The organism is Chromohalobacter sp. 48-RD10, assembly GCF_029889785.1.
Taxonomy (GTDB): domain Bacteria; phylum Pseudomonadota; class Gammaproteobacteria; order Pseudomonadales; family Halomonadaceae; genus Chromohalobacter.
On the sequence record NZ_JARANX010000003.1, the window covers coordinates 244,606 to 266,012 of the forward strand.

General features: G+C 59.5%; 17 protein-coding genes and 2 tRNA genes. 17 read left to right on the forward strand and 2 right to left on the reverse strand.

All coding sequences use genetic code 11. From position 1 onward, the window contains the following. Positions 1 to 25 precede the first annotated feature (25 nt). Both carB and greA read left to right on the forward strand, forming a co-directional pair. Positions 26 to 3,256, forward strand: a complete 3,231-nt coding sequence (carB, locus tag OP496_RS06080; protein ID WP_280562613.1) for a carbamoyl-phosphate synthase large subunit — start codon at positions 26 to 28, stop codon at positions 3,254 to 3,256. Beyond that, positions 3,253 to 3,729 carry a transcription elongation factor GreA gene (gene greA, locus OP496_RS06085; RefSeq protein ID WP_280562614.1) on the forward strand — a complete coding sequence of 159 codons (477 nt, stop codon included), beginning with the start codon at positions 3,253 to 3,255 and terminating at the stop codon, positions 3,727 to 3,729. The genes carB and greA overlap by 4 nt, the downstream gene beginning before the upstream one ends. A gap of 280 nt (positions 3,730 to 4,009) precedes the next feature. Here greA and yhbY read toward each other — a convergent pair whose 3' ends face one another. Further along, a complete protein-coding gene (yhbY, locus tag OP496_RS06090) occupies positions 4,010 to 4,336 on the reverse strand; it encodes a ribosome assembly RNA-binding protein YhbY (protein WP_280562615.1) in 327 nt (108 codons plus the stop codon). A gap of 257 nt (positions 4,337 to 4,593) precedes the next feature. On the opposite strand from yhbY, the gene rlmE reads away from it, so the two are divergent. The 15 genes from rlmE to pnp all read left to right on the forward strand — a co-directional run bounded on the left by rlmE (position 4,594) and on the right by pnp (position 20,165). Continuing rightward, entirely contained in the window at positions 4,594 to 5,226 is a 633-nt protein-coding gene (gene rlmE / locus OP496_RS06095) for a 23S rRNA (uridine(2552)-2'-O)-methyltransferase RlmE (protein ID WP_280562616.1), read from the forward strand. Between the two features lie 138 nt (positions 5,227 to 5,364). Next, positions 5,365 to 7,329, forward strand: a complete 1,965-nt coding sequence (ftsH, locus tag OP496_RS06100; protein ID WP_280562617.1) for an ATP-dependent zinc metalloprotease FtsH — start codon at positions 5,365 to 5,367, stop codon at positions 7,327 to 7,329. A gap of 197 nt (positions 7,330 to 7,526) precedes the next feature. Beyond that, a complete protein-coding gene (gene folP / locus OP496_RS06105) occupies positions 7,527 to 8,318 on the forward strand; it encodes a dihydropteroate synthase (protein ID WP_280562654.1) in 792 nt (263 codons plus the stop codon). Further along, a complete protein-coding gene (gene glmM, locus OP496_RS06110) occupies positions 8,315 to 9,676 on the forward strand; it encodes a phosphoglucosamine mutase (RefSeq protein ID WP_280562618.1) in 1,362 nt (453 codons plus the stop codon). The genes folP and glmM overlap by 4 nt, the downstream gene beginning before the upstream one ends. 64 nt (positions 9,677 to 9,740) lie before the next feature. Further along, the gene (gene tpiA / locus OP496_RS06115; RefSeq protein ID WP_280562619.1) at positions 9,741 to 10,490 is read left to right on the forward strand and encodes a triose-phosphate isomerase; all 750 of its coding nucleotides are present in this window, start codon (positions 9,741 to 9,743) and stop codon (positions 10,488 to 10,490) included. Between the two features lie 4 nt (positions 10,491 to 10,494). Then, positions 10,495 to 10,854, forward strand: a complete 360-nt coding sequence (secG, locus tag OP496_RS06120; RefSeq protein WP_280562620.1) for a preprotein translocase subunit SecG — start codon at positions 10,495 to 10,497, stop codon at positions 10,852 to 10,854. Positions 10,855 to 10,994: 140 nt separating this feature from the next. Beyond that, positions 10,995 to 11,081 (forward strand) — tRNA-Leu (locus OP496_RS06125). Between the two features lie 107 nt (positions 11,082 to 11,188). After that, positions 11,189 to 11,265: transfer RNA gene (locus tag OP496_RS06130), tRNA-Met, on the forward strand. Between the two features lie 136 nt (positions 11,266 to 11,401). Continuing rightward, on the forward strand, positions 11,402 to 11,863 hold the full coding sequence (gene rimP, locus OP496_RS06135) for a ribosome maturation factor RimP (protein WP_280562622.1): 462 nt from the start codon (positions 11,402 to 11,404) through the stop codon (positions 11,861 to 11,863). A gap of 26 nt (positions 11,864 to 11,889) precedes the next feature. Continuing rightward, entirely contained in the window at positions 11,890 to 13,383 is a 1,494-nt protein-coding gene (gene nusA, locus OP496_RS06140; protein WP_280562623.1) for a transcription termination factor NusA, read from the forward strand. Between the two features lie 27 nt (positions 13,384 to 13,410). Beyond that, positions 13,411 to 15,975: a translation initiation factor IF-2 gene (infB, locus tag OP496_RS06145; RefSeq protein WP_280562624.1), complete on the forward strand. Its 2,565-nt coding sequence runs from the start codon at positions 13,411 to 13,413 to the stop codon at positions 15,973 to 15,975. A gap of 56 nt (positions 15,976 to 16,031) precedes the next feature. Next, positions 16,032 to 16,424: a 30S ribosome-binding factor RbfA gene (rbfA, locus tag OP496_RS06150; RefSeq protein ID WP_280562625.1), complete on the forward strand. Its 393-nt coding sequence runs from the start codon at positions 16,032 to 16,034 to the stop codon at positions 16,422 to 16,424. Beyond that, positions 16,424 to 17,344, forward strand: a complete 921-nt coding sequence (truB, locus tag OP496_RS06155; protein ID WP_280562626.1) for a tRNA pseudouridine(55) synthase TruB — start codon at positions 16,424 to 16,426, stop codon at positions 17,342 to 17,344. The genes rbfA and truB overlap by 1 nt, the downstream gene beginning before the upstream one ends. A gap of 172 nt (positions 17,345 to 17,516) precedes the next feature. Next, positions 17,517 to 17,786: a 30S ribosomal protein S15 gene (rpsO, locus tag OP496_RS06160; RefSeq protein ID WP_280562627.1), complete on the forward strand. Its 270-nt coding sequence runs from the start codon at positions 17,517 to 17,519 to the stop codon at positions 17,784 to 17,786. Between the two features lie 249 nt (positions 17,787 to 18,035). Then, a complete protein-coding gene (gene pnp / locus OP496_RS06165; RefSeq protein ID WP_280562628.1) occupies positions 18,036 to 20,165 on the forward strand; it encodes a polyribonucleotide nucleotidyltransferase in 2,130 nt (709 codons plus the stop codon). Positions 20,166 to 20,236: 71 nt separating this feature from the next. On the opposite strand, the gene OP496_RS06170 is transcribed toward pnp, so the two are convergent. Beyond that, positions 20,237 to 21,274, reverse strand: a complete 1,038-nt coding sequence (locus tag OP496_RS06170; protein WP_280562629.1) for an acyltransferase — start codon at positions 21,272 to 21,274, stop codon at positions 20,237 to 20,239. Positions 21,275 to 21,407: the final 133 nt, after the last annotated feature.

A 21,407-nucleotide genomic window follows, 5' to 3' on the forward strand; every position in this document is an offset into this window, starting at 1 on the left:
AGTCACCAAGTTAGCGGGAATCGTCATGCCGAAACGTACCGACATCCACAGTATTCTGATCATCGGCGCCGGGCCCATCGTCATTGGCCAGGCGTGCGAATTCGATTATTCCGGCGCCCAGGCCTGCAAGGCACTGCGCGAGGAGGGCTACCGGGTCATCCTGGTCAACTCCAATCCGGCCACTATCATGACCGACCCGGTGATGGCGGATGCGACCTACATCGAGCCGATCACCTGGCAGGCGGTAGCCCAGATCATCGAGAAGGAGCGCCCCGATGCTGTCCTGCCGACCATGGGCGGGCAAACGGCGCTCAACTGTGCGTTGGAACTCGACAAGCGCGGCGTGTTGACGCAATACGGCGTGGAGATGATCGGTGCCAATGCGGATGCCATCAACAAGGCCGAGGACCGCGACCTGTTCGACAAGGCGATGAAGAACATCGGCCTGGAGTGCCCCAAGGCCAAGGTGGCCCACACCATGTCCGAAGCCTGGGAAATCCAGCGTGAGCTGGGCTTCCCGGTGATCATCCGGCCGTCCTATACCATGGGGGGTTCCGGCGGCGGAGTGGCCTACAACAAGGAGGAGTTCGAGGAAATCTGCACACGCGGCTTCGAACTCTCCAACAATCACGAGCTGCTCATCGACGAGTCGCTGCTGGGGTGGAAAGAGTACGAGATGGAGGTCGTGCGCGATAAGCACGACAACTGCATCATCGTGTGTGCCATCGAGAACTTCGATCCCATGGGCGTGCATACCGGGGATTCCATCACTGTCGCGCCGGCGCAGACGCTGACCGACAAGGAATATCAGATTATGCGCGATGCCTCCCTGGCGGTGTTGCGTGAGATCGGTGTCGAGACCGGTGGCTCCAATGTGCAGTTCGGCGTCGATCCGCAAACCGGTCGTATAGTGGTCATCGAGATGAACCCGCGCGTCAGCCGCTCCTCGGCACTGGCGTCCAAGGCCACTGGCTTTCCGATCGCCAAGATTGCTGCCAAGCTGGCGGTGGGCTACACACTTGATGAACTGCAGAACGACATCACCGGTGGCAAGACACCGGCCTCGTTCGAGCCGTCGATCGATTACGTGGTCACCAAGATCCCGCGTTTCACCTTCGAGAAATTCCCCCAGGCCAACGACCGCTTGACTACGCAGATGAAGTCGGTGGGCGAAACCATGGCCATCGGGCGGACCTTCCAGGAGTCGCTGCAAAAGGCGCTGCGCGGCATGGAAACCGGTGTCGATGGGCTGGATCCTAAGGTCACCGAGTTCAACGGCGCGGGTATGGCGCTGATCAAGGGCGAGCTGCAGGCTGCTGGTGCCGATCGTATTTTCTACGTAGCCGATGCGATGCGCGCAGGGATGAGCATCGACGAAGTTTTTGCACTGACCAACATCGATCGCTGGTTCCTGGTCCAGCTAGAGGAATTGGTGCTTCTCGAGCAGCAACTCGCTAGCCGCTCGCTGAACGAGCTATCGGCGGCGACAATGTTCCGGCTCAAGCGCAAGGGGTTTGCCGATGCGCGTCTGGCCATGCTGTTGGGAGTCTCCGAGGAAGAATTTCGCAAGACGCGCCAGAAGCATGGCATTCGCCCTGTCTACAAGCGCGTCGACACTTGTGCCGCCGAGTTCGCCTCCAATACGGCCTATATGTACTCCACCTATGAAGAGGAGTGCGAGGCTGAGGTCAGCGACCGGCAGAAGATCATGGTGCTGGGGGGTGGCCCCAACCGCATCGGCCAGGGTATCGAGTTCGATTATTGCTGCGTGCACGCGGCGCTCGCCATGCACGAGGATGGCTATGAAACCATCATGGTCAACTGCAACCCCGAGACCGTGTCCACCGACTATGACACCAGTGACCGCCTCTACTTCGAGCCGGTGACGCTCGAGGATGTGCTGGAGATCGCCGACAAGGAAAAGCCCGCCGGTGTGATCGTGCAGTTTGGCGGGCAGACGCCACTCAAGCTGGCACGCGCGCTGGAGGCGGCCGGTGTCCCGATCATCGGCACCACACCGGATGCGATCGATCGTTCCGAGGATCGTGAGCGCTTCCAGAAGATGATCGACAAGCTGGGGTTCAAGCAGCCGCCCAACGCTACCGCGCGAAGCTTCGAGGATGCCTTCTCCAAGGCCGAGAAGATAGGCTATCCGCTGGTGGTGCGCCCCAGCTACGTACTGGGCGGTCGTGCCATGGAGATCGTCTATGATGCCTCCGAGCTGGAAAGCTACATGACGCATGCCGTCAAGGTGTCCAACGACTCGCCAGTGCTGCTGGATCACTTCCTCAATGCGGCTGTGGAGATCGATATCGATGCGGTCAGCGACGGCGAGCAGGTGGTGATCGGCGGCATCATGCAGCATATCGAGCAGGCTGGTGTGCACTCTGGCGACTCGGCGTGCTCGTTGCCGCCGTATTCGCTGCCGCCCAAGGTGCAGGACGAGATGCGCGACCAGGTCAAGCGCATGGCGCTGGAGCTCAACGTGGTCGGGCTGATGAACGTGCAGCTCGCCTGGCAAGATGGCGAGATCTACGTCATCGAGGTCAATCCGCGCGCGTCGCGTACGGTGCCTTTCGTCTCCAAGTGCATCGGTACCTCGCTGGCCCAGGTCGCGGCGCGCTGCATGGCCGGAAAGACCCTTGCCGAGCAGGACTTCACCCGCGAACGCTTGCCAGGCTATTACAGCGTCAAGGAAGCCGTCTTCCCGTTCAACAAGTTCCCAGGCGTCGACCCGATCCTGTCGCCGGAAATGAAATCCACCGGCGAGGTGATGGGCAGCGGTGCGACCTTTGCCGAAGCGTTCTACAAGGCGCAACTTGGCGCCGGTGAGGCGATTCCACGCTTGGGTGGTGAGCGCCAGGCATTCCTTTCAGTGCGTGATCCGGACAAGAGCGAGATTACCGAGGTGGCGCAATCTCTGCTAGCATTGGACTTCAGCCTGATCGCGACCCGTGGTACTGCCAGCGCTCTCGAAGCGGCTGGCCTCCCGGTCAAGGTCGTCAATAAGGTCTATGAAGGTCGCCCCCATATCGTCGATATGCTCAAAAACGACGAGGTGGCCTATATCGTAAATACGACCGAAGGCCGCCAGGCGATCAGTGATTCTTCCGTGATCCGCCGTACCGCACTCGCTCGCAAGGTCCCTTATGCCACGACGCTGGCTGGGGCGCGTGCGGTGTGTATGGCGCTTGAGTATGGAAATGCAATTACCGTACGGCGGCTGCAGGAACTGCACGCAGGAGCAAGCACATGAACAAGGTCCCGATGACCGTCGCAGGTGAGAAAAGCCTGCGAGAGGAGCTCGAGCACCTCAAGAGCGTGGACCGCCCGCAGGTGATCCAAGCCATCGCCGAGGCGCGCGAGCACGGTGATCTCAAGGAAAACGCCGAATACCACGCGGCGCGCGAGCAGCAAGGATTTATCGAGGGGCGTATACAGGAAATCGAAGGCAAGCTGTCTGCGTCCCAGGTGATCGACGTCACCAAATTGCCCAAGACCGGCAAGGTGATTTTTGGCGTGACGGTCGAGTTGATCAACCTTCAAAACGACGAGGAAGTGCGCTACCGGATCGTCGGCGAGGATGAGGCCGACATCAAGGAAGGGCGGATTTCCGTGACCTCGCCGATCGCGCGTGCGCTGATCGGCAAGGACGAAGGTGATACGGTGTTGGTACGTACGCCGGGCGGCGATGTCGAGTACGAGGTTGCCGGGGTCGAGCACCTGTAACCCGGCTGCGCCGGAAGTTGGAAGTTATTAGCTGGAAGAGCGGCGCTACGCGCCTGGAAGAAAGATCAAAAGCCAAACCCAAAACAGAACTGTAGTGGTTTGATCTTGGCTTCTAGCTCCTAACGAAAGATGCCAGCGACGATATTTCGTCGCTGGCATCTTTTCGTCCAGGGGGTGCATCCGGATTCTCGAAGCTCAAAGCGGGTTTTGCTGTTTCTTCCGACTTCCAGGCGCGAAGCGCCGTTCTTATAACTTCAAGCTCCGGGCACCGCCCGGCCGCTCAGCGCCGTCCGTGGTGGTTCTCGAAGCGCTGGATGTTGGAGAGCTTGGGGTTGACCCGTGGATTGCGGCGATAAATCAGCGCAACCTTGCCGATCGTCTGGACGAGTTCGCTGTGGCTGGCCTCGGTCAATTCGTCGATCACGGTTTGGCGGGCGCCGCGATCGCCGATGGCGAGCTTGACCTTGATCAGTTCGTGATCTTCCAGGGCGCGAGCGAGCTCGGCCAAGACGCCTTCGCTCAGCCCGTTTTCCGAGACCGTTACCACGGGGTTCAAGTGGTGGCCGATGCTGCGAAATGCTTTCTTTTGTGCCTGTGACAAGCTCATGGTATCGTGACTGTTCCGGGTTGGCGGACACTCGGCGTTTTGCCGAGGGCGTTATCTGAATGCGGCCAAGCCGCAGACTGGCGCAACTGCTGTCGATCGTTCTGGCCTTGTGGCTAGACCTTGAAGTGTGGCGCCGAAAAAAGATGGAACATGTCATGTTACGGGGAAAGCGGCGTCTTGGAAAGGCCGTGCCGCCCGCTCAGCTAGCCCGCCCTGCCTTCCGGACGAGTTTTGACCGCTATCGATTTAGGTGATCCGTGGCACGTTCCTCGCATACTAGCAAGCGCTCGGCCTCTTGGCTCAAGGAGCACTTTGACGATCGCTACGTGCAGCGCTCGTGGCAAGATGGTTATCGTTCGCGGGCGAGTTACAAGCTACTCGAACTCGATGCCAAGGATGCGCTGCTCAAGCCGGGCATGACTGTCATTGATCTTGGCGCCGCACCAGGCGGATGGAGCCAGGTTGCCGCCGATAAGGTCGGAGCCAAGGGTTGTGTGGTGGCGTCGGATATTCTGGAGGTGGATGCGCTGGCCGGAGTGACGTTCGTACAGGGTGACTTCACTGAAATGGATGTGCTGGAGCGAATTCTTGCCGCCTTGGAAGGGCGTCGTGTCGACCTTGTGTTGTCCGATATGGCCCCCAATATGAGTGGTATGGCGGCCATCGATCAGCCCCAGGCGATGTATCTCGTCGAGCTGGCGCTGGATCTGGCGCGCCAAACTTTATCGCCTGGTGGGCGCTTTGTGGCCAAGGTTTTCCAGGGAGAAGGGTTCGATGCATATTTGAAAGAGCTGCGCAGCAGCTTTCGCAAGGTGACGACTCGCAAGCCGGAGGCCTCGCGGGCCCGTTCGCGCGAAGTCTATCTGCTTGCAGAAGGATTCCACGGCTGAGCTTGTGTCCATGGGACTGGCCCTCAGGCGTATTGGCTCGATAGTCATAATGACTTGGTAGTCGGAACGCTTCTTGTGGTGTAGTGTCCAAATTATGGTCCTGCTTGGCAGACAGTTGCATGCAATGAGGGTATTCCCTTGAACGACATGGCGAAGAACCTGATCCTCTGGTTGGTCATCGCGGCAGTGTTGCTGACGGTGTTCAACAACTTCAGTTCCGACAGCTCGCCTCAGGCGATGAGCTACTCTCAATTCGTCGAGCAGGTGCAGAATGACCGAGTGAGCAATGTAACCATCGAAGGTTACACGGTCACGGGGGAGCGTGATGATGGCACGCAATTCCAGACGATCCGTCCGGCGGCGCAAGATCCTAAGCTGATGGATGATCTACTGGCGCACGACGTCAGTGTAGTGGGTAAGCAGCCAGAGGAGCAGAGCCTGTGGACGCGCCTGCTCGTTGCCAGTTTCCCGATTCTGATCATTCTGGCGATCTTCATCTTCTTCATGCGTCAAATGCAGGGGGGCGCTGGCGGTAAGAGCGGCCCCATGAGCTTCGGTAAGTCCAAAGCCAAGCTGCTGACCCAAGATCAGATCAAGACCACTTTCGCCGACGTGGCCGGTTGTGACGAAGCCAAGGAAGAAGTCGAAGAGCTCGTCGACTTCCTCAAGGACCCCAGCAAGTTCCAGCGCTTGGGTGGGCAGATTCCTCGCGGTGTCTTGATGGTGGGGCCGCCGGGTACGGGTAAGACGTTGTTGGCCAAGTCGATTTCTGGCGAGGCCAATGTGCCGTTCTTCTCGATCTCGGGTTCCGACTTCGTGGAGATGTTCGTCGGCGTAGGGGCATCGCGTGTCCGCGATATGTTCGAGCAAGCCAAGAAGCAGGCCCCGTGCATCATCTTCATCGACGAAATCGACGCCGTCGGGCGTTCGCGTGGCGCCGGTATGGGAGGCGGCAACGACGAACGCGAGCAGACGCTCAACCAGCTATTGGTCGAGATGGATGGTTTCGAAGCCAACGAAGGCATCATCGTCATCGCCGCGACCAACCGTCCCGATGTGCTCGATCCCGCACTGACACGTCCAGGCCGTTTCGACCGTCAGGTCGTGGTGGGGCTTCCCGATATCCGCGGTCGCGAGCACATTCTCGGTGTGCATCTACGTAAGGTGCCACTGGCAGATGATGTTCACTCGACCCTCATTGCACGCGGGACGCCGGGTTTCTCTGGTGCCGATCTGGCCAACCTGGTCAACGAGGCGGCATTGTTCGCGGCGCGTCGCAACAGGCGTCTGGTGGGCATGGACGAGCTCGAGATGGCCAAGGACAAGATCCTGATGGGCGCTGAAAAACGCTCGATGGCCATGTCCGAGAAGGAAAAGAGCAACACCGCGTATCACGAGTCGGGCCATGCCATCATCGGGCTCTTGATGCCTGAGCACGATCCGGTCTACAAGGTGACGATCATCCCGCGCGGTCATGCGCTGGGCGTGACGATGTTCCTTCCGGAAGAAGACCGATATAGCCTCTCGCGGCAGCAAATCATCAGTCAGATCTGCTCGTTGTTCGGCGGCCGGCTTGCCGAAGAGATGACGCTGGGGCCGAATGGCGTCACAACGGGGGCATCCAACGACATCAAGCGCGCTACCGAGCTGGCCCATAACATGGTAGCCAAGTGGGGGCTCTCCGAGGAAATGGGACCGCTGATGTACGATGAGGACGAGTCTCACCAGTTCTTGGGTGGTTCTGGCCAAGGTGGCAAGCTCAAATCTGGCGAGACCACGACACGACTCGACAAGGAAGTCCGTCGGATCATCGACGAGTGCTACTCCAAGGCGCGCCAGCTTTTGGAAGACAATCGCGACAAGCTCGACCTGATGGCCGAATCGTTGATGCAGTACGAAACCATCGACGCCAACCAGCTTCGCGACATCATGGAAGGTCGTAAGCCGCGTCCTCCCGAAGACTGGGACGACAAGGGGCCGACTACCGGGTCGGGTCACGCGGCGGGCACGTCGTCGGATGAAGAATCCGACACCGGCAGTGACGAAGATGACGATGCGCGTCGTCGTCCGTCTGATCCATTGGGCGGGCCGGCCGGCCACTAATATCAATCTTGTGTCATCTTCCAACGGGCGCCGCTATGCGGCGCCCGTTGGCGTTTGGGGTGTGCTTACACTCCGACCGCCGCATGGTAAGGTAGCAGTTTGACATTGCAACGGCCCTGATCATGCAAGACCGATACGATACGCCCACGCAGCTGCGCTGTGGGCGCCATCAGCTCGACCTCTCTTACCCCCGCGTCATGGGGGTCCTCAATGTCACGCCCGATTCGTTTTCCGACGGTGGCCGCCATAACGCACTGGATGAGGCTGTGCGTCGTGCCGAAAACATGCTGGCCGAGGGTGCGGCGATCATCGACATCGGTGGTGAGTCGACACGCCCGGGCGCTTCGCCGGTGCCGCTTCAGGAAGAGCTGGATCGCGTGCTGCCGGTGGTGGAGCGTTTGGTCAACGAGCTAGATGCACTGGTGTCGCTGGATACCAGTCGCGGCGAAGTGATGCGTGAGGCGGCGTCGCGGGGTGCGGGCATGATCAATGATGTGCGCAGTTTGCGCTGGCCCGGCGCGCTGGAGGCTGCGGCGATGAGCGGCCTTCCGGTGTGCGTGATGCATATGCTGGGTGAGCCCACCGACATGCAGCGAGCACCGCATTACGAGGTGCCGATCGAAGAGGCAGTGGCCGCGTTCCTCGAGACGCGTATCGCTGAATGCGAAGCGGTGGGGATTCGACGCGACCAGTTGGTACTCGATCCAGGCTTTGGTTTCGGCAAGCGTGTCGAACATAATCTGCGGTTGCTGAATCGTATGCAACCATTGACTGATTTTGGGCTCCCCATACTGGCTGGCATGTCACGCAAGAGTATGATTGGCAAAGTGCTGGCGCGTCCCGTCGAGGAACGCCTGCCGGGCGGCCTGGCGCTCGCCACGATGGCGGTGGAGCGTGGGGCGCGTATCGTGCGTGTTCACGATGTGGGACCGACGGTGGATGCGGTCAATATGACTTGGGCAGTGCTACAGGAAGGCTCCGACGCATGACACGACGCTATTTTGGAACTGATGGTATTCGCGGCACGGTGGGGGAGCCTCCCATTACCGCTGATTTCGTTTTGAAACTGGGCTGGGCGATGGGCCGCGTGCTGTCACGCCACACGGGACGCAAGTCGCGTGCCAAGGTGTTGATCGGTAAGGATACGCGGATTTCGGGTTATATGTTCGAGTCTGCTCTGGAAGCGGGACTATCGGCGGCAGGGGTCGATGTATCCTTGCTGGGACCGATGCCCACGCCGGGTATCGCGTACCTGACACGGACCTTTCGTGCCGATGCAGGAATCGTCATTTCCGCGTCGCACAATCCGTTTCAGGATAACGGCATTAAGTTCTTCTCCGCCGAGGGCGTCAAGCTTGCCGATGCCGTCGAGGAAGAGATCGAAGCGGAACTCGAGCAGCCGCTATCAACGGTTGCACCGGCGGATTTGGGTAAGGCGCTGCGTATCGCGGATGCTGCGGGGCGTTACATTGAATTCTGCAAGTCCACGGTGCCCGACCGCCTGACGCTGGAAGGCCTGAAAGTGGTGCTGGATTGCGCGCATGGGGCGACTTATCACATCGCACCTAGCGTATTGCGTGAACTGGGCGCCGATGTCAGCTTGCTTGGTGCCGACCCGGATGGGCTCAACATCAACCAGGGTGTGGGGTCCACGCATCCCGACGCTTTGCGCGCGGCGGTGATTGAGCGTGGCGCCGATCTCGGCATGGCGTTGGACGGCGATGGCGACCGCGTGATTCTCGTGGATGCCGAGGGGCATGAGGTTGACGGCGACGATATTCTTTATCTGATCGCTCGTGACCGGAAGATGCGCGATATGCTGGGCGGCGGCGTGGTCGGAACGCTGATGTCCAACTTCGGGCTTGCGGCTGCGCTGGAAGCCTTGGGTATTCCCTTCGAGCGGGCCAAAGTTGGGGACCGCTACGTGATGGAGCGTTTGGCGGCCAACGGCTGGCAGCTGGGTGGCGAGTCCTCCGGGCACATAGTCTGCGGCCATGTGCAGTCGACCGGTGATGGCATCGTATCGGCGCTTCAGGTGCTGGCGATCATGGTGCGTGAGTCATCGTCGCTGTCGGGCCTGCTCAAGGGTTTCGAGAAAGCGCCGCAAGCGTTGATCAACGTACGCTTGCCTCCCGATGTCGACAACGATGCGCTATTGGTCAATGAACAGGTGCGTCATGCCGTTGCCTCGGTCGAGGCGGAGCTGGGCAACGAAGGACGTGTGTTGTTACGGCCCTCGGGCACCGAACCCTTGATCCGGGTCATGGTTGAAGGGCGCCCCCATTTCGACGTTGACGCGTTAGCTAAGTGTATTGCGGACGATATCGAGGGGCAAATGGCACGCTGAGGCGCGCATATTGTGTTGTCAATACGCCTCCTATACCATGGCGCTCCATTCGGAGGACTATTCTATGCGCACGCCGCTGATCGCGGGCAATTGGAAGATGAACGGCTCGCACGCACTCGTGGACACGTTCGGTCGTGCCTTCACCGACGATACGCTTCCCGATTCGCTGGACGTCGTCGTACTGCCGCCATTCCCTTATCTCGATGCAGCGCATCGCGCGTTGGCCGATGTATCCGTGAAGCTCGGTGCGCAGACGCTCAATCCCTCGCATTCCGGTGCACATACTGGCGAGGTCAGTGGGCGTATGCTCAAAGAGTGTGGTGTCGACTATGCGCTCGTCGGTCATTCGGAGCGACGTGCGCTTTATCGTGAAACCGATGATGACGTCTATGATCGCTTGCTGGCAGCATTGAATGTCGGCATTCAGCCGATCTTATGTGTCGGCGAGACGCTCGAAGAGCGCGATGCAGGGCATACTTTTGATGTAGTGCTGCGCCAGGTCGGTCATGCGTTGGCCCCTCTTGAGCCCGAACAACGTGCTCGGGTGACGATCGCTTATGAGCCGGTGTGGGCCATCGGTACGGGACGTACGGCGACACCTGGGCAGGCGCAGGACGTCATGGCCGCTATTCGTGAGTACCAGGCTGGTTTCGATCCCGACCTGGCACAGGTAATGCGGTTGCTTTACGGCGGTAGCATGAGCGCGGCCAATGCGGCCGAGCTGCTGGCTCAGCCGGATATTGACGGCGGCCTGGTGGGTGGTGCTTCGCTCAAGGTCGACGATTTTCTAGCCATTTGTCATTCAGCAAGGTAGCGCGATGTATATTGGGGTGTTATTGGTTCATGTGGCGATCGCCATTGCCTTGGTGGTGTTGGTGCTGCTACAGCAGGGCAAGGGGGCCGATGCTGGTGCGTCCTTCGGGGGCGGCGCTTCGCAAACGGTCTTCGGGTCGCAAGGCAGCGGTAATTTTCTGGCCAAATTGACGGGGGTGCTGGCGGCGATTTTCTTCGTGACCTCGCTTGGATTGGCATACTTCGTGTCACAGGCAGGAGACGCACCACAGGAAGGAGTGCCCGACGCGCAAGTTGTCGAGCAACAAAATTCGTCGTCGTCTATTGACGAGGGGGCGGATAGCGAGGAGAATACAGCGCCAGTACTCGAGGACGGCGGCGAATAAATGCAATGCCGTCATTGAGTTAGCTCATCAAGCAATGTGTGAGGCCAAGTTGGCTGACAGCATGGTGAGTAGCTTAGCAGGCGAGACGATGCAAACAAAGAATGTCAAACGTTTTGCATCGGGGTAGTCTGGCCCCTGTTGCCGAAGTGGTGGAATTGGTAGACACGCTATCTTGAGGGGGTAGTGGCCTCATGGTCGTGCGGGTTCAAGTCCCGCCTTCGGCACCACATTGAGTCAATGTAAGTTGTTGACCCAATTAAAGATTGGCGCGATATAACGATGGTTTGACACCTTGACTTTCCAAGAAGTAGTCAGTACAATCGTTAGCCATTGATGCGGGGTGGAGCAGCCTGGTAGCTCGTCGGGCTCATAACCCGAAGGTCGTCGGTTCAAATCCGGCCCCCGCTACCAAGTTTTTTATGAAAAGCCCCTTCCTATGAAGGGGCTTTTTGTTATCACTTGCGACGATAACGCCAATCAGCCACCTAGCTTTCCTCTTCACTCCTGGTCAGGTGCCTGATGCAACTGCTAGTGGGAGCCTCCGTCTGTGGCAAATAAGCATGCTGCACTGAATACGCTCATCGAGCCGGTCGTGACGGCCATGGGCTTCGATCTCTGGGGGGTCGACTACCTTTCCCAGGGTAAGCATTCCCGTTTGGTGATCTATATCGAAAGCGCTGAGGGCGTGACCGTTGATGACTGTGCGTCAGTCAGCCGTCAAGTCAGTGGCGTGTTGGATGTAGAAGACCCCATTGCGGGAGAGTATCGCTTGGAGGTCTCATCGCCGGGAATGGATCGTCCTCTGTTTACGCTCGATCAGTTCGCGCGTTTCAAGGGCAGCCATGTCAAGGTGAAGTTGAGTGCTCTTTTCGAAGGGCGTCGCAAGTTTCAGGGACAATTGGCGGGTGTCGAGGGCGACGAGATTCTGCTGCAACTCGACGGACAAGAATATTGCTTTCCGATTGAAAGCATCGAGCAGGCGCGGGTGGTGCCTCAGTTCGATAATTAAGGACAGCTTTTCTACGAGGCATAGGCATGAGTAAAGAGATTCTGCTAGTCGTGGATGCGATCTCGAACGAAAAGGGGGTGCCGCGAGAAGTGATCTTCGAGGCCGTGGAGTCGGCGCTGGCGAGTGCATCGCGCAAGCGTTTCGACGGCCAGGAAGTGAGCGCCCGCGTCCAGATCGACCGTGTGACTGGCGATTATGAAACCTTCCGCCGCTGGACCGTTGTCGACGATGACGCATTCGAGAATCGGGACAGCGAGATTCCGTTCTCCGAGGCTGAGCGTCGCGATCCGCCGCTGGCCCTCGGCGATGTGGTCGAAGAGCAGGTCGAGTCGGTGGCTTTCGGGCGTATCGCTGCCCAGACTGCCAAGCAGGTCATCGTGCAGAAGGTGCGCGAAGCCGAACGGTCTGAGGTCGTGCGCCAATACGCCGAGCGTGAAGGTGAGCTGGTGGCGGGTATCGTCAAGAAGACCACGCGTGAAGGGCTGGTGGTTGACTTGGGGGAGAGCGCTGAGGCTTTCCTCCCGCGTAGTGAAATGATCCCCGGTGAGCGTTACCGCATGAACGAGCGGGTACGTTCCCTGTTGTGGAAGGTCGATGCCGAGGCGCGTAACTCGCAGTTGATTCTGACGCGTACGCGCCCCGAGATGATTGTCGAACTCTTCAAGATCGAAGTGCCTGAAATTGCGGAGCAATTGATCGAGATCAAGAGCGCGTCGCGTGATCCGGGTGCACGCGCCAAGATCGCGGTGAAGACCAACGACAAGCGTATCGACCCCGTCGGTGCGTGTGTCGGCATGCGCGGTTCGCGTGTGCAAGCGGTGTCCAATGAGCTGGGTAACGAGCGCGTGGACATCATCACCTGGGACGACAACCCGGCGCAATTGGTGATCAACGCCATGGCGCCTGCGGAAGTCGGTTCCATTCTTGTCGACGAAGACGCCCACTCCATGGATGTCGCCGTCGCCGAGGATAACCTGGCGCAGGCCATCGGCCGCAGCGGCCAGAACGTTCGCCTGGCTTCCGAGCTGACGGGCTGGACGCTCAACGTGATGACCGAAGAAGAGGCCGAAGGCAAGCGCGAGCAAGAAATCGACAGCCTGATCGAGTACTTCATCAATCACCTCGAAGTCGACGAGGAACTGGCTCGTCTGCTGGTCGAGGAGGGCTTTACCTCGCTCGAAGAGCTGGCCTACGTGCCGCTCGAGGAATTGCACGCAATCGAGGGATTGGATGAAGCACTGATCGAAACGCTGCGCGCTCGAGCCAAGGACGAACTGCTGACGCTGGCCATTGCCTCAGAAGAGGCGCTGGATGGTGCGCAGCCTGACGACGACCTCCTTGAAATGGAGGGCATGGAGCGTCACTTGGCATTCACGCTCGCCAGCCGAGGGATCGTCACTCGTGAGGATTTGGCCGAGCAGTCCATCGATGATCTCAAGGACATCGACGATGTGGACGAAGAGCGCGCTGCGGCGCTGATAATGACCGCTCGTGCGCCTTGGTTCGAGAGCGAACAGTAATCTGGTCACGGGCTCAGGAGGGTCGTAATGTCAGACATGACCGTTAAGGATTTTGCCAGCAAGGTGGGACGCGACGTGTCCCGTCTGCTGGAGCAGATGAAAGAAGCGGGGCTTCCCCATCAGGCCGAAAGCGATGCGGTATCCGAGGAGGACAAGCAGCGCCTTCTCGATCACCTGACGCGTAGCCATGGTGGGGATAGCGGCGCGACGAAGAACCGTGTGACGTTGACGCGTAATACCAAGAGTCGGATCCGTAGTGGCGATGGTCGTGGCAAGGCGATCGACGTACAAGTGCGAAAAAAGCGTACCTACGTAAAACGCGAGCCGGAGCAGACCGAAGAAGCACCGGCCGAGGAAGCCGGTCCGCGTCAGCTGGTGGGTGACATGGCCGATGCCAAGCAGGCTCAGGCTGCCCAGGCTGCCGAAACCGCCAAGGCAGAACAGGCCGCCGCCGAAGAGGCTGCGCGCGTGGAGGCGGAAGAAAAAGCGGCGCAGGAAGCGCAGGCGGCCGAGGCGGCCAAACCGGCTGAAAGCGAAGCGCCGAGCACACCGGAAGCCCCCGTGCCCGAGGACATCGCCACGCCGGAGCCCGCAAGCGAGCCCTACGTCGAGGCGCCGCCGAAAGAGCCTCGGACACCGAACCGGCGCGGTCAGACTCCTCACAAGAAAGAGTCCGAACGTGGCCGTAAAGGCGGTCGTGACGATGATGACGAGCGTCGTGAGCGGCGTCGTGGCAATGCGAAGAAAGCCAAGCGCTCCGAACGTCGTGGCGGTCGTCGTGGTGGTAGCGGTAGCGGTCGCGATAATCAGCATGGCTTTCAGAAGCCGACGCAGCCCATCGTCCGCGAAGTTGGCATTCCTGAGTCGATCAGCGTTGCCGATTTGGCCGACAAGATGTCGATCAAGGCCAATGAGGTCATCAAGGCGATGTTCACCATGGGCGCGGCGGTGACCATCAACCAGACCATCGACCAGGACACGGCGGCCATCGTCGTCGAAGAGATGGGCCACAAGCCCAAGCTGGTCAAGGACGATGCGCTGGAGACGGAAGTGCTCGAGGCCATCTCCTATGAAGGCGACGAAATTATGCGTGCGCCAGTTGTCACGGTGATGGGTCACGTCGATCATGGCAAGACCTCGCTGCTCGACTTCATTCGCCGCACGAAAGTCGCGACCGGCGAGGCCGGTGGCATCACCCAGCATATTGGTGCCTATCACGTCGAGGAGCATCACGGTGGGGTGACTTTCCTCGATACTCCAGGCCACGCGGCGTTCACCGCCATGCGTGCACGCGGTGCCCAGGCGACCGACGTGGTCATCCTGGTCGTCGCGGCCGACGATGGGGTCATGCCGCAGACCGTCGAGGCGATCGAGCATTCCAAAGCGGCCGGCGTACCGATGGTGGTTGCGGTCAACAAGGTCGATAAGGAAGGTGCGGATTTCGACCGTATCCGCAATGAGCTTTCCCAGCACGGTGTTATCTCCGAGGAATGGGGCGGCGACACGCAGTTCGTACACGTCTCGGCCAAGACCGGTGACGGTATCGATGCACTGCTCGAGGCGGTACTGCTGGTCTCTGAAGTGCTCGAGCTCAAGGCAGTGCCGGAAGCACCGGCCAAGGGCGTCGTCGTCGAGTCCCAACTGGACAAGGGCCGTGGTCCGGTGGCGACCGTGCTGGTACAGAACGGCACACTCAAGCGGGGCGATATCGTCCTGGCTGGCTTGCACTATGGTCGCGTTCGCGCGCTGGTCAATGAAACCGGCACACGTGTGGAAGAGGTCCGCCCGGCCATGCCGGTCGAGATCCAGGGCCTCGATGGGACGCCCGAAGCCGGTGATGAGTTCATCGTCGTGGCCGACGAGAAGAAGGCGCGTGAAGTCGCCAACTTCCGTCAAGGCAAGTATCGCGAAGTGCGCTTGGCTCGCCAGCAGAAGGCCAAGCTGGAGAACATGTTCAGCCAGATGGGTCAGGACGAGGTGGCCAAGGTCAACATCGTCCTCAAGGTCGATGTGCAAGGTTCCCTGGAAGCGATTCGCGGTGCTCTGGAAGAACTCTCCACCGACGAGGTCAAGGTCGCAGTCGTGTCCTCTGGTGTCGGCGGTATCACCGGTACAGATGCCAATCTGGCGGTGGCCAGTGATGCCATTCTGGTCGGCTTCAACGTGCGTGCCGATGTCTCCGCGCGGGAAATCGTCGAACGGGAAGGCCTGGATCTGCGCTATTACAGCGTCATCTATAACCTCATCGACGAGGTCAAGCAGGCCATGAGTGGCATGCTGGCACCGGATTGGAAAGAAGAGATCGTCGGCGTAGCCGAAGTCCGCGAGGTGTTCCGTGCGCCCAAGATCGGCGCTGTCGCAGGCTGCATGGTCGTCGAAGGCACCGTGCATCGTCACAAGCGGATTCGCGTGCTGCGCGAAAACGTTGTCATCTACGAAGGTGAGCTGGAATCCTTGCGTCGCTACAAGGATGACCTTGGCGAGGTCCGCAGTGGTATGGAATGCGGTATCGGCGTCAAGAACTACAACGACGTTCAGGTCGGCGACAAGATCGAGGTCTTCGATCAGGTCAAGGTCGAGCGTAGCCTGTAAGGTGAGGCGGACGATGCGTCGTCCGCCATCCGAATGGCGAATCGCGGGAGATAACGATGCGCGAATTCCAACGTACCGATCGTGTGGCCGATCAGCTCCAGCAGGAGTTGGCCGTCCTCATCCAGCGTGAGATCAAGGATCCTCGCCTGGGGATGGTCACTGTGAGTGCGGTGAAGGTCAGTCGTGACCTGGGCTATGCTGACATCTACATCACGCTGTTGGGTGAGAACGATGCCACGCGCATCGATGAAAACCTCAAGGTGCTGCGTCATGCGCGGGGTTTCCTGCGCAGTCAGATCGCCAATCGCGTCAAGCTCCGGCATGTGCCGGAATTGCGCTTTCATTACGATGAAAGCATTGTGCGCGGCCAGCGTCTGTCATCCTTGATCGACGAGGCGGTGGCCGATGATCGTCGCCGTCACGATGAAGACGAAGACGAGGTACGTTGATGGCGCGACGTCGTGGCATACCGGTGGATGGCGTGCTGTTGCTCGATAAGGCACAGGATGTCTCGTCGAACCATGCCTTGCAGCAGGTACGCCGTCTGTACGAGGCGAAAAAGGCTGGCCATACCGGTACACTGGACCCCATGGCGACTGGCTTGCTGCCGATCTGCTTTGGTGAGGCAACCAAGTTTTCCGCCTACTTGCTCGATGCCGACAAGACGTACCGCACGCGTGTCAGACTAGGTGAAACCACTGATACCGGTGATGCTGAAGGTACTGTGATCGAATGTCATACGGTGCCGGCCCTCGCCGAGCACGATATCGAGGCTGTACTGGCACAATTTCGCGGCGATATCGAGCAGGTTCCGCCGATGTACTCGGCACTCAAGCACCAGGGGCGCCCTCTGTACGAGCTGGCTCGCGAAGGCAAGCAGGTCGAGCGTGCGGCGCGCCGCGTGAGGGTTTATGATATGCGCCTGCTGTCGTGCGAGGCCGAAGGCTTCGAACTCGAGGTCCGCTGCAGCAAAGGTACCTATATCCGTACCCTGGCCGAGGATATCGGCCGGACGCTGGGATGCGGCGCGCACATTATGTCCCTGCGTAGGCTGCATAGCGGACCGTTCGATGCCGAGGCCATGCAGGACTTCGCAGCGCTCGAGCAAATGGACGAGGCCTCGCGTCAGGCGAGGTTGTTGCCTGTCGATGCGATGTTGCCCCATGTGCCATCGCTTGAGGTGGCAGCGATCGAGTCGCGGCGGCTGCTGCATGGGCAGCGGGCGCGGGTCGAAACCGGGGCGTTGACTCCGGACGAGACGGCGCGTCTATATCACGACGGCACTTTCCTGGGGCTCGTGAGCGTTACGACACCTGGGGAAGTCACGCCGCAACGCTTACGGAATACCGCCTCGCCCGTTTGCGAGTGAGGCGTGATGCCCGGCGCGTGCCATGTGCGCCGGGGCACACCAATACCCTCTGTGTGCATGAAGGCCAGGCCTTTTACATGGTGCCCGTATTTCGCGGGCAGTACCTGGAGACTGCAAATATGCGTGGTCTCCGACATTCATTGCTCAGGCATATTGTTTACTGGAGAGAGAAATGGCACTGACCGCTGAACAGAAAGCCGCCATCGTTGATGCATACGGTCGTGGCGAAAGCGATACCGGCTCCCCTGAAGTACAGGTGGCCCTGCTATCCGCCAACATTGATGGCTTGCAGGATCACTTCAAGAGCAACAAGCAGGATCACCACTCTCGTCGTGGCCTGATTCGCATGGTCAACCAGCGTCGCAAGTTGCTGGATTATCTGAAGCGCAAGGATATCGCGCGCTATCAGTCGTTGATCCAGCGTCTCGGCCTGCGCCGCTAAGGGGAGTTCCGTTCGCGACAGGGTAGTGTGGATGCCATGAAGGTAATGCATCTGCATGCCAGGGTTGCGAAGGTCTTTCACTCTAGCGCCGACGCGTGGTCGTTTGAAATGGGCAGTCCTCCGGGGCTGCCCGTTTTCGTTTCGTAGGCCTCGCATGTCGTAATGAGTGGCTCTGTGGCGCGTGAACTCCTAAAATGGTCGCCGAGTCGAGACGACCCATACATGAGATGAAAAGTTAAGGACATTGCCGTGAACCCGGTCAAGAAAACGTTTCAGTACGGTCGCAGTACCGTGACCCTGGAAACGGGCCGCATTGCCCGCCAGGCTACCGGTGCCGTGATGGTGACCATGGACGACACCGTGGTGCTGTGCACCGTGGTGGCCAAGAAAGACGCCAACCCCGCGCAACCTTTCTTCCCGCTTTCTGTCCATTACCAGGAAAAGACCTACGCCGTGGGCAAGATTCCCGGTGGTTTCTTCAAGCGTGAGGGCCGCCCTACCGAGAAGGAAACGCTCACCTCGCGCTTGATCGATCGACCGATCCGCCCGCTGTTTCCCAACGGGTTCATGAACGAGGTGCAGGTCGTGTGCACGGTGCTCTCCACCGACCGCAACCATGATCCGGACATCGCGGCGATGCTAGGCACGTCCGCGGCGTTGGCCATCTCCGGCGTTCCCTTCAATGGTCCGATTGCGGCCGCGCGCGTTGGCTTCACCGAGGACAATGGCTATTTCCTCAATCCGACGGTGGAAGAGCTGGGCAGCTCCGAGTTGAACATGGTCGTGGCCGGTACCGGTAAGGCCGTGCTCATGGTCGAGTCCGAGGCCAACGAACTTCTCGAGGATGAAATGCTCGGTGCGGTGCTTTTTGGCCATCAGGAAATGCAGACCGCGATCGCCGCCATCGACGAACTGACCGCCGAGGCCGGCAAGCCGCGTTGGGAATGGCAACCTGCCACCGAGAACACGACGCTCAAAGAGGCCCTCGCGGCCGGTTTCGAGGCCAAGATCGGTGAAGCCTATCGTATTACCGACAAGATGGAGCGTCAGGATGCCTTATCCGTCCTGAAGGATGAGGCGATCGCGCAACTGGCCGGTGAAGAGCAAGGCCAGTTCGATGCCGACGAGGTCAAGGATGGCTTTGCCGGTCTTGAGAAACGCGTGGTCCGTTCACGGGTGATCAAGGGTGAGCCGCGTATCGATGGTCGCGATCACAAGACCGTGCGTCCGCTGGCGATCGAGGTCGGCAATCTACCCAAGACACATGGCTCGGCAGTATTCACGCGAGGCGAGACCCAGGCGATGGTGGTCGCGACCCTTGGGACGCTGCGAGATGCGCAATTGATCGAGTCGCTGGAAGGTGAGCGCAAGGACCGTTTCCTGCTGCATTACAACTTCCCACCCTACAGCGTGGGCGAAGCCGGCTTCATGGGCGGGCCCAAGCGCCGCGAAATCGGTCACGGTCGTCTCGCACGGCGTGGTGTTCAGGCGGTGCTGCCCAACGAGGAAGACTTCCCCTACACCATTCGCGTGGTGTCTGAAATCACTGAATCCAATGGCTCCAGCTCCATGGCCTCGGTATGCGGTTCTTCCCTGGCATTGATGGACGCCGGCGTCCCGCTCAAGGCCCCGGTGGCGGGTATAGCCATGGGCTTGGTCAAGGATGACGATGGCTTTGCGGTGTTGACTGATATCCTCGGTGACGAGGACCACCTTGGCGATATGGACTTTAAGGTGGCGGGCTCCACCGCCGGCGTGACGGCCCTGCAGATGGACATCAAGATCGAGGGCATCAACGAAGAGATCATGGAAACCGCCTTGCAGCAAGCGCATGAGGCGCGTCTGCATATTCTGGAGCAGATGAGCACCGTCATCGGCCAGAGTCGTAGCGAAGTGTCCGATAATGCGCCGTCGATGGCCACGGTCAAGATTTCTCCGGATAAGATTCGTGACGTGATCGGCAAGGGCGGCGCGACTATTCGCAAGATTTGCGATGATACCGGCGCCTCCATCGACCTCGACGATGACGGCACCGCGCGCATCTATGCCGAGGACAAGAAGGCCGCCAAGGCGGCGATCGATACCGTGCTGGCGATCACCGCCGAGCCCGAGATCGGCAAGCTCTATCAGGGCAAGGTCGCGCGTATCACCGACTTCGGCGCCTTCGTCACCTTCATGCCGGGCACCGACGGCCTAGTGCATATCTCGCAGATCGTCCCTGAGCGCGTCAACGACGTGCGCGACTACCTCAGCGAGGACCAGGAGGTCATCGTCAAGGTGCTCGACATCGATAATCGCAACCGCGTGAAGCTTTCCATCAAGGAAATCACTGCGGAAGAGAAAGCGGCCTTCGAGGCGGCGCCGGCTGAGACTGAATAAACGGCCCGCTTCTCGCGGCTAATGCAGCCCCGTACGCCAAGGTGTACGGGGCTTTTTACGTTAGCGGTGTCTCAAACTGAATAGGCGTTTGTGGCAGGAGGCGAGCGGCGCTTGGGTATCCACTGGCGCAAGTGGCGTGAAAGTCGCTTTTCTATGAATTCGAAACTGGCCCACGAAAACACGGCGATGAGCGGCAAGCAGATGGCCAGGGTCGCGTAGGGAGGGAGGCCGACGTGTTCGCGCAAGGTGTATTGCGCCGTCCACAGCACGATCACATGAAGCAGGTAGGTCGAATAGGACCAATCCCCCAGTGCCTTGATCACTCGGTTGCCAGCGAACAGTGGCTCCATGGCGATGAACGCGCAAAGCAGCACCGTGCTGGGCAATCCCCAGGCCAGGAAGCGCGTCATGCCTTGGGGGTCGTCGAACTGCATGAGCAGTGTGAATGCCGCCAAGGCGATAGCGGCCGGAACCCATCGCCCTTGGGGAAGCCAGCCGCGGCGGTAGACGATGCCGACTCCTAGTCCGAGCAGGAAATTGTAGATGATCGGATCATGGTAGAAGTCGCTCAATAGTGGGCGCTTTGCAAGCCAGGCACTGATCGCGATAAGCACCAGGGCTAGTAGCCACAGGCGTAGGTATTTATTGACCAGCAGGGAGCCTGCAAACACCAGGTAGAACAGCATTTCGAAGTTGAGTGTCCACCCCACGGGTAATGTTGGATAGTACCCATAGCCGGCAGGATTCTCGGTAGGCAGGAATAAAAGCGACATCGCCAGGCTTTTGAGGTCCAGCCCGTAGTCTGGCATGACATCCTGCGAAAGGTAGACGATGCCTGCCGTGATGGCGGTATAAAGCCAGTAAGCGGGCACGATGCGCGCTGCTCGCTGTAGGAGAAACTCCCCGCTGGAAGGTGCGCGGCGCGCGGTGGCGGCATAGATGACGAAGCCACTGATGATGAAAAAGATATCCACACCCATTTGACCTCGGGTGGCGAGGAGGTGCTCGAAGGCATTATTGGTCTCGAAATCGAAAAAGACCTGCACGAAGTGGTGGAAGACGATCACCCATGCCGCAAACGCACGTAATGCCTGCACCGAAATCAACATACCGATGACATTTCCTGTTGAAGCCAAGACGAATACGACGCCGCTTGGGCGTCGTAAACGATTGGGCAGGCAGGATAATCGAAAAGTTCACCGGTTTGACGTAGAGTTACAAAACAGCGTTTTTGTTAGCGTT

What these genes read in the sequence shown, in the direction of transcription:
- carB (WP_280562613.1), top strand. Translation starts at nt 26, where the DNA reads ATGCCGAAACGTACCGACATCCACAGTATTCTGATCATCGGCGCCGGG.
- greA (WP_280562614.1), top strand. Translation starts at nt 3,253, where the DNA reads ATGAACAAGGTCCCGATGACCGTCGCAGGTGAGAAAAGCCTGCGAGAG.
- yhbY (WP_280562615.1), bottom strand. Translation starts at nt 4,336, where the DNA reads ATGAGCTTGTCACAGGCACAAAAGAAAGCATTTCGCAGCATCGGCCAC.
- folP (WP_280562654.1), top strand. Translation starts at nt 7,527, where the DNA reads ATGGGGGTCCTCAATGTCACGCCCGATTCGTTTTCCGACGGTGGCCGC.
- glmM (WP_280562618.1), top strand. Translation starts at nt 8,315, where the DNA reads ATGACACGACGCTATTTTGGAACTGATGGTATTCGCGGCACGGTGGGG.
- tpiA (WP_280562619.1), top strand. Translation starts at nt 9,741, where the DNA reads ATGCGCACGCCGCTGATCGCGGGCAATTGGAAGATGAACGGCTCGCAC.
- secG (WP_280562620.1), top strand. Translation starts at nt 10,495, where the DNA reads ATGTATATTGGGGTGTTATTGGTTCATGTGGCGATCGCCATTGCCTTG.
- nusA (WP_280562623.1), top strand. Translation starts at nt 11,890, where the DNA reads ATGAGTAAAGAGATTCTGCTAGTCGTGGATGCGATCTCGAACGAAAAG.
- infB (WP_280562624.1), top strand. Translation starts at nt 13,411, where the DNA reads ATGTCAGACATGACCGTTAAGGATTTTGCCAGCAAGGTGGGACGCGAC.
- rbfA (WP_280562625.1), top strand. Translation starts at nt 16,032, where the DNA reads ATGCGCGAATTCCAACGTACCGATCGTGTGGCCGATCAGCTCCAGCAG.
- truB (WP_280562626.1), top strand. Translation starts at nt 16,424, where the DNA reads ATGGCGCGACGTCGTGGCATACCGGTGGATGGCGTGCTGTTGCTCGAT.
- rpsO (WP_280562627.1), top strand. Translation starts at nt 17,517, where the DNA reads ATGGCACTGACCGCTGAACAGAAAGCCGCCATCGTTGATGCATACGGT.
- OP496_RS06170 (WP_280562629.1), bottom strand. Translation starts at nt 21,274, where the DNA reads ATGTTGATTTCGGTGCAGGCATTACGTGCGTTTGCGGCATGGGTGATC.